13 protein-coding genes are annotated in these 18,761 nt (G+C 56.7%); 8 read left to right on the plus strand and 5 right to left on the minus strand.

All coding sequences use genetic code 11. The features are described from left to right. Positions 1-176: hypothetical protein (locus tag HQL63_09985; protein ID MBF0177158.1), on the plus strand; the 176-nt coding region annotated here is incomplete at its 5' end. Here the strand turns inward: HQL63_09985 and ubiG are convergent. Further along, positions 131-862, minus strand: coding sequence for a bifunctional 2-polyprenyl-6-hydroxyphenol methylase/3-demethylubiquinol 3-O-methyltransferase UbiG (ubiG, locus tag HQL63_09990; GenBank protein MBF0177159.1), 732 nt, complete (start codon positions 860-862; stop codon positions 131-133). The two genes, HQL63_09985 and ubiG, sit on opposite strands and share 46 nt — an antisense overlap. A 244-nt stretch (positions 863-1,106) precedes the next feature. On the opposite strand from ubiG, the gene HQL63_09995 reads away from it, so the two are divergent. From HQL63_09995 to HQL63_10005, 3 genes are all read left to right on the plus strand, one after another. After that, positions 1,107-1,931, plus strand: a complete 825-nt coding sequence (locus HQL63_09995) for an N-acetylmuramoyl-L-alanine amidase (protein MBF0177160.1) — start codon at positions 1,107-1,109, stop codon at positions 1,929-1,931. A 158-nt stretch (positions 1,932-2,089) separates the two neighbouring features. Next, entirely contained in the window at positions 2,090-3,301 is a 1,212-nt protein-coding gene (gene glgA / locus HQL63_10000; GenBank protein MBF0177161.1) for a glycogen synthase, read from the plus strand. 29 nt (positions 3,302-3,330) lie between these two features. Continuing rightward, positions 3,331-5,325 (plus strand): alpha-1,4-glucan--maltose-1-phosphate maltosyltransferase, encoded by a 1,995-nt coding sequence (locus tag HQL63_10005; GenBank protein ID MBF0177162.1) that lies wholly within the window; start codon positions 3,331-3,333, stop codon positions 5,323-5,325. Positions 5,326-5,335: 10 nt separating this feature from the next. Here the strand turns inward: HQL63_10005 and HQL63_10010 are convergent, their stop codons facing one another. Together HQL63_10010 and HQL63_10015 are read right to left on the minus strand one after the other, a co-directional pair. Further along, positions 5,336-7,573 (minus strand): cyclic nucleotide-binding domain-containing protein, encoded by a 2,238-nt coding sequence (locus HQL63_10010; protein MBF0177163.1) that lies wholly within the window; start codon positions 7,571-7,573, stop codon positions 5,336-5,338. A 294-nt stretch (positions 7,574-7,867) separates the two neighbouring features. Then, positions 7,868-9,916: a PAS domain S-box protein gene (locus HQL63_10015; GenBank protein ID MBF0177164.1), complete on the minus strand. Its 2,049-nt coding sequence runs from the start codon at positions 9,914-9,916 to the stop codon at positions 7,868-7,870. Between the two features lie 588 nt (positions 9,917-10,504). Between HQL63_10015 and HQL63_10020 the strand changes: the two genes are divergently transcribed. From HQL63_10020 to HQL63_10035, 4 genes are all read left to right on the plus strand, one after another. Beyond that, on the plus strand, positions 10,505-11,722 hold the full coding sequence (locus tag HQL63_10020) for a tyrosine--tRNA ligase (protein MBF0177165.1): 1,218 nt from the start codon (positions 10,505-10,507) through the stop codon (positions 11,720-11,722). Between the two features lie 251 nt (positions 11,723-11,973). Then, on the plus strand, positions 11,974-12,597 hold the full coding sequence (locus tag HQL63_10025) for a flavin reductase family protein (protein ID MBF0177166.1): 624 nt from the start codon (positions 11,974-11,976) through the stop codon (positions 12,595-12,597). 252 nt (positions 12,598-12,849) lie between these two features. Further along, positions 12,850-13,242, plus strand: coding sequence for a nucleotidyltransferase domain-containing protein (locus HQL63_10030; GenBank protein ID MBF0177167.1), 393 nt, complete (start codon positions 12,850-12,852; stop codon positions 13,240-13,242). Further along, a complete protein-coding gene (locus HQL63_10035; protein MBF0177168.1) occupies positions 13,232-13,675 on the plus strand; it encodes a DUF86 domain-containing protein in 444 nt (147 codons plus the stop codon). The genes HQL63_10030 and HQL63_10035 overlap by 11 nt, the downstream gene beginning before the upstream one ends. A gap of 126 nt (positions 13,676-13,801) precedes the next feature. On the opposite strand, the gene HQL63_10040 is transcribed toward HQL63_10035, so the two are convergent. After that, entirely contained in the window at positions 13,802-14,728 is a 927-nt protein-coding gene (locus tag HQL63_10040; GenBank protein MBF0177169.1) for a diguanylate cyclase, read from the minus strand. Further along, positions 14,721-18,743 (minus strand): response regulator, encoded by a 4,023-nt coding sequence (locus HQL63_10045; GenBank protein MBF0177170.1) that lies wholly within the window; start codon positions 18,741-18,743, stop codon positions 14,721-14,723. The genes HQL63_10040 and HQL63_10045 overlap by 8 nt, the downstream gene beginning before the upstream one ends. Positions 18,744-18,761: the final 18 nt, after the last annotated feature.

Below are 18,761 nucleotides of genomic sequence, written 5' to 3' on the forward strand. Positions count from 1 at the left end.
CCCCCGGCGGCAAGATCACCGCCTTGACCAGTTGGGGAAATGGCATAGCCCTGCTGATCGAGAGCGTCCAGGGGAGTCAGGAGATATGGGGCATCGACTCCCAGGGGGTGGTCAAGCGCCGCCTGCGGGTTCAACCTGGATCGGACGGGGGGGTAAAAACCCCGAATCCCAGATAGTTGACACTGGGATCGCGCGAAATTTCCCACTGATCGCGCCAGGGGACGTAGGTCATTCCGGAGACATCCCGCACCCGGATGCCCGCGCTGCGCATCCAGCCGGACAACTCCGAGGGACGAATGAACCTGTCGTATTGGTGGGTTCCCTGCGGCAACCAGCGCAGCACATATTCGGCCCCGGCAATCGCCAGAAGCCACGCTTTCCAGGTGCGGTTCAGGGTCGAAAAAAACAGCAGTCCGCCTGGTTTGAGCAGGAGTGAGCAGGCGTGCAGAAACCTTGGCGGATCGGCGACGTGCTCCAACACCTCCATGGCCATGACGGCGTCGAAAGAGGCGGGCGCCTCCTGCGCCAACGCCTCGACGGATTGAAGACGATAATCGACCCGCGAACCGCTCTCCTGCTGGTGTGCCTTTGCCACGCCGATGATCTTCTCCGAACGGTCGATGGCGGTCACACTGGCCCCGAGTTGATCCAGACTCTCCGCCAAAATGCCTCCACCGCAGCCAATATCGAGAAGACGCAACGCCGACATGTCGGCAAATCCTTGACTGGCGAGCCGCTCCTTGGCATAGCCGGTGCGGAGCGGGTTGATCCGATGCAAGGGTTTGAAGCGGCCTTCGGGATCCCACCATTCGTGGGCCATAAGTTCGAACTTACTGATTTCAGAAGGATCGTCCGTGGACATAATCGCTCCGCTCTGGCACGGTTGGCTCATGGGTTCAACCTCGGCATGCGAGTTGCTCACAGACTCACGACCGAGGGGTCGAAACGTCAGAGGATGACGGCTGAAGATCCGGTGCCGTGGGGCACCGGATCCCCGCAGGCGCCGCTGGACGCCTCCCGCACTTCAGATCCCCGATGCAGAATTCCGAGAGTAGCATGAATCTCCACGGATGGGGAGTTGAGATGTATGCCGATGGAGGAAAGAAATGAGACCAGATCGTCGCAAGCTCCTCAAGTTGTTGGCTTTGACAGCTGGAAGCTTTATGTTGCCCGCATCACTGGCGCAGGCCGGATCTCCGGTCAGGAAGATCAGCGCCAAAGGCGGGCACACCGCCGTGATCGTCATCGATCCGGGGCATGGGGGTGAGGATCCGGGCGCCGTCGGAGCCGAGGGCACACGGGAAAAGGATGTGGTGCTGACGGTTGCCAAAAAGTTGGCGCACCGCATCAACCACACCCCCGGCTTTCGTGCTCACCTGACCCGCACTGGGGACTACTTCGTAACCCTGAACAAGCGCGTCTCCATCGCCCGTCAATACAGCCCCGATCTGTTCATGAGCCTGCATGCCGATGCCTTCCACATACCGTCCGCCCGGGGCGCGTCGGTTTATTGTCTGTCGGAACGGGGCATGTCCACCCCGGACCGGGCCATCAAAGCCCTGGTGCGGCGGGAAAACAGCGCCGACCTGATCGGCGGCGTCAACCTGCGGGAAGATGTCGAGCCGGAAGTCGCCGAGATGCTGATGGACCTTGCCCAACGTGACTCCCTCAACCGTGCCCTGCTCCTCGGGCAAAACCTCCTCGGCAGCCTCCAGAGCGTCGGGCGCATGAAACTCCACTACAAAAGCGTCAAACAGGCCGGGTTTGCGGTTCTGAAGGCCCCGGACGTTCCTTCGGTGTTGGTGGAGATGGCCTTTCTCAGCAATCCGAAAGAAGAGGAACTGATGCGCAGAGTCTCCTTCCAGGAGACCCTGGCCGACGCACTGTTGAGTGGTACACGGCGCTACTTTCAGTACTCGCATCGGGTCTGAAAGACCCCCCCACAGGCAGCCCGCCGCCATGGAGCGGGCAGTCGAAACAAACTTGATCCATCCGGGCGCTAAGGAATTCCCTTGATCGGTAGGGGCCATTCTCCCACAATTGGGCGTTGACCCTCGGGCACTCGCCCACCCCATCAAGGAGAGCCTGCATGAAAGCCCTGTTTCTGACCAAAGAGTACCCTCCCAACGTCTACGGAGGCGCCGGAGTCCATGTGGAGTATCTTTCCCAGGAACTCGCCAAGTTGATCGAGGTTGAGGTTCGTTGTTTTGGCAAACAAAATGCCAAGAGCGGCAATCTCACGGTCCGGGGTGTGGATTTTGACGCAAAATATTTTGAACAGTGTGATAAAAAGCTGAAATCCCCCTTCACGTCATTCGCCAATTGCATTCAGTTCAATGCCGAACCGATCGATGCGCAGTTGGTGCATTGTCACACCTGGTATTCCCATCTGGGCGGTATTTTTGCTCAAAAGGCCTACGGCATACCGCTTGTTCTGACGACCCACTCTCTGGAGCCCTCACGCCCCTGGAAACGGGAGCAGTTGGGCCTGGGATACGACCTCTCGGTCTGGGTGGAAAAGACCGCCATGGAGTCGGCGGATGCCATCATCGCCGTCTCGAAGGGGATGAAGGAGGATGTCACCCGCCTCTTCCATGTGGATCCAGACCGGATTCATGTGATCTACAATGGCATCAATATCGAAGAGTACCAGTACACCCCAGCCACCGACGCCTTGCTTGAGTTCGGTATCAACCCGAACGTCCCCTTCGTCCTCTTCGTCGGTCGCATCACCCGTCAGAAGGGAATCATCCACCTGGTCAATGCCCTCAAGCACATCAACCCGAATGTGCAGATCGTGCTGTGCGCCGGCGAGCCGGATACACCGGAAATCCGGGTCGAAATGGAGGAGGGTGTCCGCAAGGCTCAACAGGTCCGCGATAACATCATCTGGATTCCCCAGATGGTGCCCAAGAAAAAAATTATTCAGCTTTATTCACATGCCGCCGTCTTTTGCTGCCCCTCCATCTATGAGCCCTTCGGCATCATCAATCTGGAGGCGATGGCCTGCAAGACGCCTGTGGTGGGCAGTGCCGTCGGTGGCATCGTCGAGATCATCCAGCACGGCAAGACCGGCTTTCTTGTCGAGTTCGATCAATACAAGCAAAGTCCGTTTGAACCGGTCAATCCAGAGGCATTTTCTCAAAAGCTGGCTGACCACATCAACCAAATTCTGAACAACGACCAACTCCGCAAGGAGATGGGAGAAAACAGCAGAAAAAGAGTTGAGGAGCGCTTCAGTTGGGCCAGCATTGCCCAGGAGGTTCTTGCGCTCTACACCAAACTGGTGCAGTCCAAATAAAGGTAGCGGTAACAATGAATAACATAATAATGGACGCCAACCACCCTTTTACCATAGAAAATGTACAGCCATCCGTTGATGGTGGCAAATTTCCCATCAAGCGCGAGGTCGGCGACCGCGTGCGGATCACCGCCACGGTTTTTCGTGACGGACACAACGTCACGCGGGTGATTCTGAAAGTTCGGGAGAAATACAGCAATCTTCCCTGGACCGAATCGCCCATGAAGGCCATCAACCCCGGTCTCAGCCACTGGGTCGGCAGTGTGGTTCTGACCAAAAATGCCATGTACGAGTTTACCATCGAGGCCTTCACCGATATCTATCAATCCTGGCTCGATGACCTGACAAAAAAATTCCGCGCCAACGAAAATGTCGCCAGCGACCTGGTGGAAGGGCGGGAGTTTCTGCACCGTCTGGCAAGTCTGTTGAACAAAGAGGGCGAAAAGGTCTACCTGAACTATGTCTTTTCACGCCTGGATCAGGCCGACAATGTGGAGAGTCAGTTCAACATTTTTTCCGAAACCGACCTGATCAATCTGATCTCCCGCAATGCCCCCCGGGACGACAGCACCGTTCTGACCCCTCCTTTGGAGATCATGGTGGACCGGGAGAAAGCCCGCTACGCCGCCTGGTATGAATTTTTTCCCCGTTCCCAGGGGCGGGTAGAGGGACGAAGCGCCACCTTTCGGGAGTGTATTGCCCGTCTGCCGGAAATCAAAAAAATGGGCTTCGATGTCGTTTATCTTCCCCCCATCCATCCCATCGGGGTGACCGGACGCAAGGGGGCGAACAACTCCCTGACCTGTAGTCCTTCCGAACCCGGGTGCCCCTATGCCATTGGCAACCAAAGCGGTGGCCACATGGCAGTCGAACCGGGACTGGGCACCATGGATGATTTTCTGGAGTTCGAAAAGGCCTGCCGCGACCTTGGCATGGAGGTGGCCCTCGATTTTGCCATCAACTGCTCTCCCGATCACCCCTACGTGGCTGCGCATCCCGAGTGGTTTTTCAAACGCCCGGACGGCACCATTAAGTATGCAGAAAATCCCCCGAAAAAATACGAGGATATCTATCCGCTCAACTTCAACGCCCCGAATGGACATTGGAAAGATGTCTGGGAGGAGATGCACGATATCATCCTCTTCTGGGCCGACAAGGGGGTGCGCATATTCCGGGTGGACAATCCGCACACCAAGCCTGTCCCCTTCTGGCATTGGCTGATTCAAAACGTCCAGCAGGCCCACCCGGACGTCCTCTTTTTGTCGGAGGCCTTCACCAAACCTCCCATGATGCAGGCCCTGGCCAAGGTGGGCTTCACCCAATCCTACACCTACTTCACCTGGCGCAACTTCAAACATGAGATCACGGAATATTTTACGGAGTTGACCCAGTCCAGCGTCAGTGAATACATGCGAGGCAACCTCTTCCCGAACACTCCGGATATTCTTCCCCGTATTCTCCAGGAGGGTGGTCGTCCCGCCTTCAAGATGCGTTTTGCACTGGCCGCCACGCTCTCCTCGGTTTACGGTATCTACAGTGGCTATGAACTGTGTGAAAACACCCCTGTCCCCGGCAAGGAAGAGTATTTGAATTCGGAAAAATACCAGTACAAGGTTTGGGATTGGGATCGCCCTGGTAACATCAAGGGCTATATCGAAAAGATCAACAGCATCCGAAAAGAGAACCCTTCCCTGCATCTCTACAAAAATCTGCGCTTTTACAAAGCAGAGAACGAAAATATTCTGTTCTATGGCAAGGCCACACCTGATCGCCGGAATGTCATCCTGATTCTGGTCAACCTGGACCCCTTCAACCGTCAGGAGGCCAACATCTTCATTCCTCTGACCGATATCGGTTTGAAGGAAGGGGAACACTTCGAGATGCATGAACTGATCTCGGGTGGGCGGTTTTTGCTGCAAGGCAGCCACTTTTTCGTCAAGATCGACCCCTCGCAGCCAGCCTGGATCTTCCGCGTGGAGAAATGGCATCAGCGCGAGCAGGATTTTGACACCTTCGGCTTGTAGTCGGCGCAGTCTAACCGGCTGTCTCTCCACACTCTCCCTCGCTCGACGAGGGAGATGTGGAGTGACGGCGTGATTCCCAACTTTCCAGAAGATTCAGCATGACAATGGGGATCTCCCGCAAAAGTTCTCCCGGGATCGTCATGATGGTGGTGGGTTCCAGGGAGCGGTACTGAAACCGTCTCTCGCCACGGAAGACCGCGCTCCCCTCCCCGAAGGTCATACCGGTCTTCAGCACATCCATAACCCGGTCACGCCAGCGAAGTTCCACCCGGCCTGATTCGATGAGACAGAGTCGCTCCGGATCCAGGGCCATCAGAGATTCTCCCTGGGCAGCGGGAAAGTGATGTCTCTGCATCTGTTGGGCAATCCTGTTCAGCGTGGGGGTCGAGATATTTTCCCCAAAAAGCCGCGTGTTCTGCATGATCTTGCGATTATCATTCAAGGTCTTGATCATCACATCAAGCCTGTTCTTCTGGATAAACTCCAGATAGGAACCCGCCGGGATGCGCAAGGCTTGCACGAAGCTGACGGAGCGGGAGGTGTTTTTGGCAGGCAGCCCCTGAAGGCCATGGTACTCTCCCAACATGGTACCGGCAGAGAGAACGTTGTAGATTCCGGCATCGGCGCTGATCTTTTCCACAATTCCGGTCAAGACCAAAAACACCACGGGGTTAATCTCCCCCTTTTTGATGATAATCGAACCCGGGTTGAATGTAACGATGGGGTTGTTCAAGAGTTTGCGTAAATTGGGCCGCGTAATACCAGGAAAATAAGCGAAGAGAAAATCCGCAGCCGTATCGCGCAAAGGCTCGGAAAAATCCGGGACCAAAACGTCCACCACACCAAAAGGCGCACTGGAGCCGATCTCCTTCTGGTGTGTGGTCAACAAGGCAGAGGTATGGGCCAGAATGATCCGCTCCGAAACATCATCCTTGAAATCCTCTGCCTGTCCGTGGATCAATCCGCCGCCAATATCAATTTTTTTAACATCTGCCGGCATCAGATACTGGCTGAATGTCTCTTCAAAGAAGGCTTGTGGGATACCGTCACCCCTGCCCTGGTCCACCATACCTTCCAGAATTTTCCGTGTCGCAATATCGGCCAGGTGACCATAGGAGCGAAATTTTCCATCCCAGAAAGTACGAAAATAGTAGGCACAGGTCTCGACTGGGTGGGGCGAAAGAATCGGCATGACCTCCAGGCCATCCATGTCGTTCCACACTCCGACCTGAAGATCACGAACAACGAAAAAATCGATCAGGCGCTCTTCCGCAATGGACAACAACGCGGCCAGTTTTCTGAATACCGAAACACGAACCAGGGGGGGAGCGAAATATTGAATGCGGCGTCCGCTGCGAATCAATGTGACCAGGCCGGCAAAGTGGTCGTCATGGTTGTGGGTATGAAAAATTCCTTCGATTTCATTGATGCCAATACCCAACGCCATGAGGCTGTACTCGATATTGGGGCCGGAATCGACCAGGTAGACCTTTCCCTGAAACATGATGACACTGCCCATGCTGGGCCGGTTGATATCCCAGCCATCACCCTGGCCGGAGTGGATGACGGCAAAATACTCCCGTTTGATGTTATGGAAGTTCAAGGGGTAGGGCGAAGGATAGGTACATTCGCTTTCCAGGTTCATATCGACGGTGACTCTTTCGTCCAGAAAAGAGAACTCGTAGACATTCAACTTTTTCCGACGAATAAAGACCTGATCGCAAATTTCGACCAAGTGTTCACGCACGGGCAGGGATGCCAACAACTCATCGGAGGGACGAATTTTTCCAAAGGCAAATTTTAATTTGATTTGCATCAATACCTTGGCTGTTGCTTCCGGAACTCCCGTTGCGCAAATCTCCTCCTCGGATACCAGACCATAATTTCCCCGGAAAATGTATTGCATTTGCGACTTGATGACCTCAGGATCCCCAATCAGGAGAGGCCGTGCGCCCGTATTGTTCGGATGGCTGGGAAGCAACATGCCCTGGCGATAGAGCATTTGCAATACCGGAAACTCAGCGAGATTGGTCAGGCGACCATTCTGGAGCATGATATCCGCCAACAGTATGGCATTGGGACCGGTCTCACACGGCACCCCTTGAACCTCAGTCGGGATAATCAGCCCCTTCTTCATGAGATGCTTGACAACATCCGCCGGGCATCCGCAGAGAACATACAGGCCGACTCTGGGAACCTCAACCCAATAAATCCCTTCCATAACCTTGATTTTTCTCAACATACCCATCGCATGGATTCCTGCCGCAAAACACATTTCATGCAACCAACTGCTGCCGCCCGGATAGCGCCCGAGAGAACCTCGGGAGATCACGACTCGCAATCGACGCGCCAATATACTTCAGATATCACCATTCACCACCCGGCAACGAACCGAGGTCCAGGAGGCTGGCTCCCTGGCAAGGCCAGAACTCCGTCCTGGCAGGGTTCGGAACAAAACTTTGACAAAAGCTTTCATGTCCAAGCTTTTCTTGCAAGAGTGCCGAGTAGTTACAAACGATGAAGGCTACACGATGGATACAGACTACGATTCAGGGAACGGATCTGCATAAGTTCTCATGATTTCAAAAATTTCCGGAAGATTTTCCAGGAACAGACGTACCAGCCTGGGATCGAAATGTGTTCCAGCCGACCTTTGGATCTCTCCCGTTGCCTCCTCGACACTCCAAGCACTTTTATACGGGCGTGGCGTTGTCAGGGCATCGAAAACGTCGGCCACAGCACAGATGCGCCCGACCAGGGGGATCTCTTCCCCTTTCAGACCACTGGGATAGCCGGTTCCGTCCCAACGTTCGTGGTGGGTCAACGCCATGATATGGGCCGTCTTGAGGGGTTCGTCTTCATAGCCAAACAGCATGCTGGCGCCTATTTCGGCATGTTTGCGCATGGTCACAATCTCCTCATCGGTCAACCGGCCTGGTTTACGGAGAATGGTATCCGGGATGCCAATTTTACCGACATCATGCATGGGTGCGGCGTGCAGAATCAATTCACACTCTACGGGAGACATACCGGCTGCCTTGCCCAAAACCACGGCATAGTGACTCATCCGAACAACGTGCATGCCTGTTTCGTTGTCGCGAAATTCCGATGCCCGACCCAGTCGGCGAATGATTTCCAGGCGCGTTTCCCGCAGGGCCTGAGTCGTCTGCTCCAACATCTCTTCCATGCGGCGCCGTTCGATGATGCCGGCCAGGGTGTGGCCAATCGTCAACAAAACGCCCTCTTCCTCGTCGGCGTGGGGTCTTTCGCCACCACTTCGGAATAGTACCAGGGCGCCCAGAAGCCGACCATGATAGGTAATGGGAACACAGTAGCGGCCATGCCGGAGAGCCCCAACATGGGATTCCATGGCGGGTGTGACAAAAACAATTTTCTGTTCGTCAAGGGCGGGTTGCCACAACAGCTGCGTCAAATCCGCCGTCAACATCTCTGGCATTGCACCAGATATCGCCCCACGCCCCAATCCCTTCTGAGCACCTGGCAACAACATGCCGGAGGTTGCATCAACCAAAAAAATCACCCCCTGCCCCGGCGCTGCCAACCATGGAATGGAGTGAATGATGGCCAGTGCGACTTCCAATTGAGCAGAAAGGGTGAGGGGTTCCAGTGCGGTTTCGAGCAAGGCGCTGATGGTGATCCGAACCTGAAAGGCCCGATCCTGTTCCTGTTCCAAACGCCGACGCCCGGTGATATCGCGAAGAATGGCCGAATAGTAACGATTCTCCCCGGAGACCCAGGTAGCCATGGAAATTTCGATGGGGAACTCCGTACCATCCTTGCGCAGTCCGACCAGCTCCAGGACACTCTCCGGTGCATTGAAAACGGCTGTTTCGCGATGGCGCTGCATGCCCGATCTGTGGGCTTCCCGATACCGGGGGGGTACGATCATTTCGAGATCCCTTCCCAGAATCTCGGCCTCCTCGAAGCCAAACATGACCTGGGCTCCGGTATTCCAGAACAGAACCTTCCCATCGGCATCGCAGGAGATGATGGCATCTTTGGCTGATTGGGCCAGGGTGCGGAAGCGTTCTTCGCTGGCGCGCAAGGCATTTTCTGCCCGAATGCGTCCGGTCACATCGTAGATCGTCCCCATGATGCGTCCTGCCTGGCCAGACTGGTCGCAAAGCACCTCGGTCACTTCGCGCACCACACGGGTCTCGCCACCGGGTTGCATCAGGGTGCGCTCCATCCGTAGGGGCGCGCTATCCCCTGACTGTCGACGCACCAATTCTTCCCGAAAATTTTGGCCTTCCGTCGGGGAAAAACTGCGTAAATACTCCTCGATGGAAAAAACCGGGGGCTTTGGAGAAATGCCAAGAATGCGGAACACCTCGTCCGAGCAGACGAATGCGCCAGATTTCAGATCCCATTCCCAGTTGCCCAGATGGGCGATAGCCTGGGCCTTGGCCAGACTGTCACGACTTACATTCAACTCTTCCTGGGCCTGCGCACGGTCACGAATCTCCCTGCGCAGTTTACGTACCAGCTTTTCCGTGGTGTGGTAGTGCCATCCCAACACAAAGAGCAGGGGAAAGACCAGATACGGCAGCAAATAGACGATATCCCTCATGGCATCCGCCCCACCCTCGCGACCACTCTCTTTCCACCACAACCGACCTTACAGCCAAGGTAGCGCAGAGGCGACCCCAGATAAAGGGGCGTCCATCCAAAGAGGCAAGGAACACGGACGAGGAAGGAACAGGGCTCCCCGTAACCAGGAAAAAAGGGGCATCCGTCCAAAGGGGAAAGATACTCGGACGAGGGAGGGGCAGGGTTCCCACAGGGAGCGGGTCGACCCAGAAGCCACCGGCGACCGAATCGAAGGCAATGCGAAACGAAGAGAGCGCCGTCCCTGGCGCATTGAACACCAGCTCTCCCGCCGGTGAGGGCTGGACTATAACACGCTCCATTTTGGAATGCCATGGTCTTGTGCATTATCAGAATTTTTTTTTTGGGAGGACTGGAACTGTCTGAAATCATTTGACACATACCCAGGTTGCCACTATCCATGAGGAACAGGATGGCAAAGAAATCGCCCCCCCGGTGCATCCGACAGGCCGACGCCTTGCAGCCTTGCCGACAAACGGGGCCTCCAGGTCATGCGGAAACATGAGCAACCAACAGGAACAACCATAAAGGCAAACTTTTGGAACCCACTATGGATATCGAGACACAGGTCCGGGCGTTGATGTATGGTGCGGATTTTGGGGATCCGCAGTTGGGACGCAACATGGAACGGGAGCTGCGGGATCGGCTCCACAAAGCCAAACAGGAAAACCGGCCTTTGCGCGTCTATGCGGGGTACGATCCCAGTGGTCCAGACATTCATCTCGGGCACACCATCACCCTGCGCAAGTTGCGTTTGTTCCAGGAGTTTGGCCACGAGGTCACCTTCCTGATCGGCACGTTCACAGCGCAGGTGGGCGATACCAGCGACAAGACCAGCGGTCGCCCGCGCAAGACCCGTGAAGAGGTGCTGGCAGCAGCACAAACCTATGCCGAGCAGTGTTTCAAAATTCTGGATCGCGACCGTATCCAGGTAAAACACAACGGGGACTGGCTGGAAAAAATGACTCTGGCGGATGTCATCTCCCTGAGTTCCCATTTCACCGTGCAGCAATTCCTCACCCGGGACAATTATAAAAAACGGCTGGAATCCGGCAACCCCGTCGGATTGCATGAGTTTCTCTACGCCCTGTTGCAAGGTTATGACGCCGTGCATCTGCGCTGTGATGTACAATTAGGCGCCACCGATCAGCTCTTCAACATCATGGCGGGGCGCAAGTTGCAGGAGGCGCATGGTCAACTGCCCTGCATCTGCCTCACCTACCCCATCCTGGTCGGCACCGATGGCAAAATGCGCATGTCCAAGAGTGCCGGCAACTATATCGGCATTGCCGAACCACCCGAGGAACAGTTCGGCAAAACCATGCGCCTCTCCGACCCGACCATGTTGGATTTTATGCGTCTGGTGACCCGATGGACGCCAGATCAGATCGAAGCCTATCGGCAACAGGTCACCGGGGGTCAACTGCATCCCATGGAGATGAAAAAGATTCTGGCCCGAGAGATTGTCGCCATGTATCACGGCGACGCAGCGGCAGAGAGCGCCAAAGCCCATTTTGAGCATGTCCATCAACAACAGAATCTGCCTGAATCCATGCCCGGATTGACCGTCCCCGCAGCAACGAACCTGATCGATTTCCTGGCCACAAACAATTTGATTCCTTCCAAAAGCCAGGCCAGGCGCCTCATGGATGGCGGCGGTTTGAAAATGGATGGTGAACCGATCCGCGACTACAACGCCACCCTGGACCGCTCCTGCATCCTGCAAGTGGGCAAACGGGGATTCTACCAAATCCAGGTGGATGGTTGACGGATCTTCCAGGGAGCCACCCCACTGGATTCCGGTTCGTTGCCAGGTGCTGAATAGTGACTTGAAATGTTACCATGTTGGTACCCTTTCAAGAAAAGCTTGTTCAAGAAAAGCTTGGATATGAAAGCCTTTGTCAGGGCTTCGCCCCGAACCCCACCAGTGAGGAAGGGCGCAGCCCTTCCTCCTGGACCTCCATCCCAGTCTTTCAATCGTTTTTTTTTGTGACATTTTTTCCGCCAGGAGGCGCCAACATGGAGATCGATCTGCGGGGCTTGTCTGCCAACCAGGTGTATCACCACATGAATCAAACCCTGGTTCCGCGTCCCATCGCCTGGGTTTTAACGGAAAATGCCTCGGGCAGCCTCAATTTGGCCCCTTTTTCCTATTTCAATGGCGTGAGCAGCGACCCACCCCTGATCATGCTGGCCATCGGCCTGAAGAGTGATGGCACCCCCAAGGACACCCGGGCCAATATTCTTGCCCGCCGGGATTTTGTCGTGCATATCCCATCCTGGGAACACATGGAGTGGGTCAACGACAGCTCCGCATCCCTGCCGGAAGGGGTCTCCGAGGTGGAAAAACTCGCTCTGGAGACACGCCCCTTTCCCGGTTGCCGCCTGCCCCGGCTGGCGACCTGCCGGGTGGCTTATGGCTGCCAATTCCACGACCAGCAGGTGATCGGTCCGGAATCTATGGCCATGATTCTGGGACGTGTCGAAACCATCTACTTGGATGACACCATCGCCTCCCGGGATGCCAAGGGCCGCTTGCAGGTCGATACCCAGGGCATTGACCCCCTGGCGCGCCTGGGCAGAGGTGAATTTGCCCGCCTGGGAGAACACCGCCCCCTGGGACGGCCACGTTTGGGGGGGTGATCGTCAACCTTGTCCCGCAATCGGACTGAAAGCATGCAACTGAACCCGTTGGACATGGATAACTTTTCCTCTCATCAATGTACTTCATATGGGATGGTCACCGGGTGAGAAAGATTCCGACATGGACTTATTGGTGTCGGACTGTTTTACTGGTCGAGCCTCAACGGGATCCGGGAAGGCAAATGACATGTTTGGCTCACTCACTTGGCGCGCCTTTCGGGGGGAACCATGATCAGCTTGGCCATCCCGGGGATGTGGCAGGGCTTGCTGCCAACACTCCAGGCCACCTTGCCGGAACTGCTGGCCATCTACGCCTTCGGCAGCCGCATCAGCGGCGATGCCACCCCGGGGAGTGATTTGGACCTAGCGATTCTCACCCCCGGAAAAACCGATCCGGTCACCTTGTGGCATCTTTCCGGGGAGTTGGCCGAACAAAGCGGATGCCCGGTGGATCTGTTGGATTTGCGCACAGCCTCCACGGTGATGCAATATCGAATCATCACCACCGGCCAACGACTGTGGGCGCGGGACTCCCAAGCCGCGATCTACGAAAGTTTCATCCTGAGTGAAAAGACCGCCCTGGATGAGGCCCGGGCTCCCTTGCTGGCCATCATTCAAGAGGAGGGATCCATCCATGGCCGATGATGTGGTGCTCAACAAGTCCGCCACCATCGAACGCTGCGTGGCCCGCGCCCGGGAGGAGTATGCCAAGAATCCTCTATCGTTCGGCCAGGATCATACCCGCCAGGATGCGGCGGTTCTCAATATTCAACGCGCATGCGAAGCGGCCCTGGACATGGGGCAGCACCTGATTCGCCGCGAACGACTGGGAGTTCCCCAGGGGGCGCGCAACGTCTTCGATCTGTTGGTCCAGGGAGGATGGATTGAGGCGGAGCTTTCTGAATCCCTCAAGCGCATGGTGGGATTTCGTAATATTGCCGTACACGACTACCAGATCCTCCTGTTGCCCATCATCGTGGCTATCATCACCCAACATTTGGATGCCTTATTGGGTTTTACCAAGGCCATTCTGAAACGAGACAACAAGAAACAAGACGAACACCATGATCCCCTCTAACGCCGACCTGGCGGAGTTCAATCCCTGCGCCGATTCGTTCGGCAACGATTGGACAGGGATTGCGTTTCATGCTGCGCACACTCCAGAATTAGGGAAAGCCCTTCTGGCGGGTAAAACCCCTTTCCTTCACCTCCCAGGCTCCTCATCCAGGATCCCGCCAACCTGCCGATTGCGACCGCCGCTCTTGGCCTGATAAAGGAACCCATCAGCAGCTTCGATCAACATGATCGGCTTGCACGACCGGTTGGGAGTCGTCGTGGCCACCCCCAGGCTCAGGGTGACATGCCCGGCAGTCGGGGATTGCAGATGAGGTATTTGCAGCGCCGCCGTCGCCTCCTGCATCCTGCGGGCTGAAGACTGCGCTCCTTCGCTGGCAATTTCCGGCAACAGGCAGACAAACTCCTCACCCCCATAACGGGCCACGAGATCGGCGGATCGGGTCTGGGTCTTGGCCATGGCCACGGCTATCTTTTTCAGGCATTGATCCCCCTGGGCGTGACCGTAATGGTCGTTATACAACTTAAAATGATCCACATCGACGAGGATCAGGGAGATGGGACGTTGGGCCCGCAAACAACGCCGCCACTCCCGCTCCAGGGTTTCATCGAAGCGGCGGCGGTTGGGAATGCCGGTCAGACCATCCATCATGGCCAGATGTTCCAGCATGTCGCCCCGTTTTTTCAATTCGAGGTGGTTCCTGACCCGGGCCTGCAGGATGGGAACGCTGATGGGCTTGGTCAGATAATCGATCGCCCCCAGGAGCAACCCCCGCGCCTCATCGGCCTCTTCAGTCAGGGCGGTCACAAATATCACCGGGATATGCCGGGTCACCTCCTCGGCCTTGAGCCGCCGACATACCTGGTAACCATCCATCTCCGGCATCATGACATCCAGCAAAATCAAATCCGGATTTTCCGTCGTCGCGATGGCCAAGGCCTCCGGGCCATTGGTGGCAAACAACACCTCGTACTCCTCTCCCATGGCCTGATGCAACAGGTCAATGTTGTCCGGCATGTCATCCACAATCAGGATTTTAGGCTGATGTTCACCGATGATCATCGCATTTTGTCTCCCGGGAGAGGTTCAGGATCCGGATGATCTCCTCCACAATCGTCCGGGCGCCCTTGAAATCAAGCCTGGTCATGGCCACACGCAAGCGGCCCAAGGCATCAGCCGGCAGATGGGTGCGCAACCTTTCGACCATCCCGGCATGATATTTTTTGGCGCGCAGGCTGTTTTTGGCCAAGAGCTGGTCAAGCTCCAGCAGAGAGTCCAAAATTTGAGCCTGGAGGGCGGGCTCTGCGGGAACAGAGATCGGATGCGGGGTTTGCTGCGGTTCGACACACACAGATTTTGCCACCTGATGAATACCTTGCAGGACGGTACCGAGATGGTGTTCAAAATGGTCCAGATGCGGCTGAACCCCTGTGGCGTCACCGTCGGCCAGGGACTCCTCGACCGCTCGGGCCGCCTCGGCCAATTCCGTCGCAGCCATATTGCCCGCCACACCCTTGAGAGAGTGTGCCAGTCGATGCGCCCCCGCCACATCCCCCCGCGCCAGGGTCTGCTCCAGGACAACGGCAGCCTGGCCGTGATGCTCCGCAAACCCAAGCAACAGGTCACGAAATATGGTTTGATTACCGCCCATCCGCAACAAACCAGTGCGCAGATCGATTCCCGGCAGGGAGTCCGGTAACCAGGGACGCCTGGCCGGCGTGCGCATGGTCTCCGCAGAGGCGGTCGGCACAGGGGCATGCGTCTCCAAGGCACCTGTCGCCTCCCCAGATGCGGAGATGGACTCCACCCTGGCATCCCGTGGTTCTCCCTCCGCAACCTGCCCTGTGGTTGCCCCATCCCGGCGGCTCGGCTGCACCCAACGTGCCAGGGTGGTCATCAGTGTGCGCACATCGATGGGTTTGGTCACATAGTCGTTCATGCCAGCATTCAGACACTTTTCCCGATCACCCTTCAGGGCATGCGCAGTCATGGCCACAATGGGCAGATCCTGAAACCGTGCATCGTTGCGCAAAACCCGAGTGGTCTGGAAGCCATCCAGACCGGGCATCTGGACATCCATGAGGATGATATCGGGTGTCTGACTTTCCAGAAACTGGATGGCGGCATCGCCGTCCGCTGCCTGGAAAACCTCCAGGCCCGCATTGTGCAATATTTCACTCGCCACCTGACGGTTGAGAAGGTTGTCCTCCACCAACAAGACACGCGCTCCCTTGAGAACCGACGCCATGGCGGGCGCCACACCAACCGGATCCCGCGCTGTCGGAGCCGGGGAACAGCCGTGACAAACCTGCATGATCGTATCGAACAACACGGATTGGGTCACAGGTTTGGTCAAAAAAGCCCTGACCTGGGCCTCCTCTGCCTGACGCCTCACCTCCTCCCGCCCAAAGGCGGTCAACATAACCATGCTGGGTTTAGACCCGGGTAGATTTTGGACCTGACGGGCCGTTTCAATGCCGTCCATGCCGGGCATTTTCCAATCCAGCAGCATGAGGGGAAAGCTGTCATCCTGGCGCAACACCTCCAGGGCGGCCTCGCCGGATTGAACCAGTACCGGCTCAAAAGAGAAGGAACGCAAAGTTTCCTCCAGAATGTGCAAGGATGTCCGGCTGTCATCCACCACCAGGATGCGCAGACCACGCAGATCGGCGGCAGGTTGGAAACGTTTTTCCTGGTCCAAGGGCTGGCGCCCGAAACGCGCCGTAAAACGAAACGTACTCCCTTGATCGGGAACACTCTCCAAAGTCAACTCCCCCTGCATCATGCCAACCAGGCGTTTGCTGATGCTCAAACCCAGGCCGGTCCCTCCGTAGCGGCGCGTTGTGGAGCCGTCAGCCTGGGTAAAGGAGTCGAACAGATGGCCTGTCTTGTCGGCCTGGATGCCGATGCCGGTATCGCTGACGGAAAAGGCCAGGGCCACCTCCTGCTCCATCTCTTCCGGCAACGCCTCCACCCGGATGACCACCTCCCCCTGCGCGGTGAATTTGATGGCATTGTTGACCAGATTGGTCAAGACCTGTCCCAAACGAAGAGGATCCCCCAGCAAGGCGCTGGGCGTGCCTGGAGCCATGAAACAGATGAACTCCAACCCTTTCTCAGCCGCCGGGGCCGAAAAGAGCGCCGATATGTTTTGCATCACCTCGTGGAGTTGAAACGCCACTCTCTCCATCTCCAGGCGACCGGCCTCGATCTTGGAAAAATCCAGAATATCGTTGATCACGCCCAGCAGGGAGTGTCCGGCGGTGCGGATTTTTTCCAAATAATCCCGCAATTTTTCCGGCGGTTGTGTCTGAATAGCCAGAGCCGTCATGCCCAGGATGGCATTCATCGGCGTGCGGATTTCATGACTCATGTTGGCCAGGAATTCACTTTTGGCGCGGTTGGCAGCCTCAGCGGCCTGACGCGCCTGGGTAATCACCCGTTCGGCCTCCTTGCGTTCGGTGATGTCTTGCAAGATGCCAAAAACCTTGAGAACCCGGTCACCACGGCGGCGGGCGCGTCCCAGCACCCGTACCCAGATCCGATCACCCCGGCCAGTCGACAACTCCGCCTCCCTGTCGAACGGTAGGCCTACCTCCCGCGCCCGGTAGAGATCCCGACGCACATGCGCCGCCTCATCACCCTGAAACATGTCCAGAAATGTTTCAGGGTGCATCGTGGTCTCTGCATCGACCCGACAAACCCGATACACCTCCAGGGTCCACGTCAAGGCGTCGCGCACGACATCGAGCTCCCAACCTCCGATACGCCCCAGACGTTGGGTTTCATTGAGTAGCTGCTCATTTTCCTTCATCCTCTCAACGGCTTGCGCCAACTCTCCAGTGCGATTGCGCACCTCCCCTTCCAACGACTCGGCCAGTTGGCGCAACTCGGATCGCGAACGCAACAGATGGTGCATCATCAAATTGAAGGAGTGGGTCAACATGCCGATTTCATCCCGCCGGCCCACTTCCGGCAACGTCACCGACTCATCCCCTCGGGCAATCCGATCCGCCACCTGGATCAACGCAAGCACAGGCCGGATCAACAAAGCCGCCATCAGGGCCATGGCAAAACTCAAGAGCACCACCAGTGCTGTCACAGCCAGCAACAGTTTGCCGCCAAACCGACTGATGGCGGCGTGTTGTTGGCTGGTGGAGGCCAACAGCACCAAGAACAGATTGTGTTCCGGTTCCTCCAACACCGGGCGCAGAAGAGCGGCCATGAGCATTTCGTTTCTTGCCGACAACTCCTGAAGTTCCACACTTCCCGGTGGCGCGGTCATAAGGCGCCGCCAATCCACTTGGGGAGATTCAGCGTACAACCCCGGCGCCTCTCCCCGTTTCAGGGCGAAGATTCGGGCAGGATCCTCGTGCAGGAGATAATCACCCTGGAGGTTGGCCACTCGATAGACAAAATCGGAACGGCTGGCAGCCAACAGGCCGGTCAGTTCCGCCAAATCCACCGCCACCACCAGCAAACCCAAAGGTTCATGGGCCATCCTGTCGAGAGCAAAGACGGGTGCGATCATTTCCAAAACAACCCGTTCCGACACCGCAGATGTTCCTTCCTGCCGAACACGCCAGAGTTTTACTTGACCCGGACGGGCTTTGTCGCGAACCCAGAGGCGTCTCTCAGCCGAGGAAGCCACTGCCCCGGACGGTCGCTCCGCATCGGGTCTCTGCGCAACCGCCGGTTTTTGCACCTGGATCACGGTCTGGCCTCCCATGCCCCCCTGCAACAGGGTGACCACCAGGTGGCCGGGATGAACGTCAAGGAAGGCCTGTAATAGAGGCTTGGCCTGTGAACACCATTCAGCCACCTGGACCGTCTGAAGACATTGTACCAACTGGGGCGCCCCTGCCAACTTTCCGATGATAGTTCCGGCTTGACGAAATTTTTCCTCCAGCGCTGCCGCCTCCGACTGCAACCCGGTGGTCAAATGGTGCTCGATCTGCCTCTGTAAAAGTCGCTCGGCGCTTTGGTAACTGTAGACTGCCATGCCCAGCACCCCGATACCGGCAATCACGAAGGCCAGGAAGGCAAATTTGATGGGCAAAGAAAATGTCATGTCCGTCGTGTCCGGCAA

It is taken from the genome of Magnetococcales bacterium (genome assembly GCA_015231175.1).
Lineage (GTDB): Bacteria > Pseudomonadota > Magnetococcia > Magnetococcales > DC0425bin3 > HA3dbin3.

Excerpts from the sequence above, each read along its gene's own strand:
- ubiG (MBF0177159.1), bottom strand. The coding sequence starts at position 862 with ATGTCCACGGACGATCCTTCTGAAATCAGTAAGTTCGAACTTATGGCC.
- HQL63_09995 (MBF0177160.1), top strand. The coding sequence starts at position 1,107 with ATGAGACCAGATCGTCGCAAGCTCCTCAAGTTGTTGGCTTTGACAGCT.
- glgA (MBF0177161.1), top strand. The coding sequence starts at position 2,090 with ATGAAAGCCCTGTTTCTGACCAAAGAGTACCCTCCCAACGTCTACGGA.
- HQL63_10005 (MBF0177162.1), top strand. The coding sequence starts at position 3,331 with ATGGACGCCAACCACCCTTTTACCATAGAAAATGTACAGCCATCCGTT.
- HQL63_10010 (MBF0177163.1), bottom strand. The coding sequence starts at position 7,573 with ATGGGTATGTTGAGAAAAATCAAGGTTATGGAAGGGATTTATTGGGTT.
- HQL63_10015 (MBF0177164.1), bottom strand. The coding sequence starts at position 9,916 with ATGAGGGATATCGTCTATTTGCTGCCGTATCTGGTCTTTCCCCTGCTC.
- HQL63_10020 (MBF0177165.1), top strand. The coding sequence starts at position 10,505 with ATGGATATCGAGACACAGGTCCGGGCGTTGATGTATGGTGCGGATTTT.
- HQL63_10025 (MBF0177166.1), top strand. The coding sequence starts at position 11,974 with ATGGAGATCGATCTGCGGGGCTTGTCTGCCAACCAGGTGTATCACCAC.
- HQL63_10030 (MBF0177167.1), top strand. The coding sequence starts at position 12,850 with ATGTGGCAGGGCTTGCTGCCAACACTCCAGGCCACCTTGCCGGAACTG.
- HQL63_10035 (MBF0177168.1), top strand. The coding sequence starts at position 13,232 with ATGGCCGATGATGTGGTGCTCAACAAGTCCGCCACCATCGAACGCTGC.
- HQL63_10045 (MBF0177170.1), bottom strand. The coding sequence starts at position 18,743 with ATGACATTTTCTTTGCCCATCAAATTTGCCTTCCTGGCCTTCGTGATT.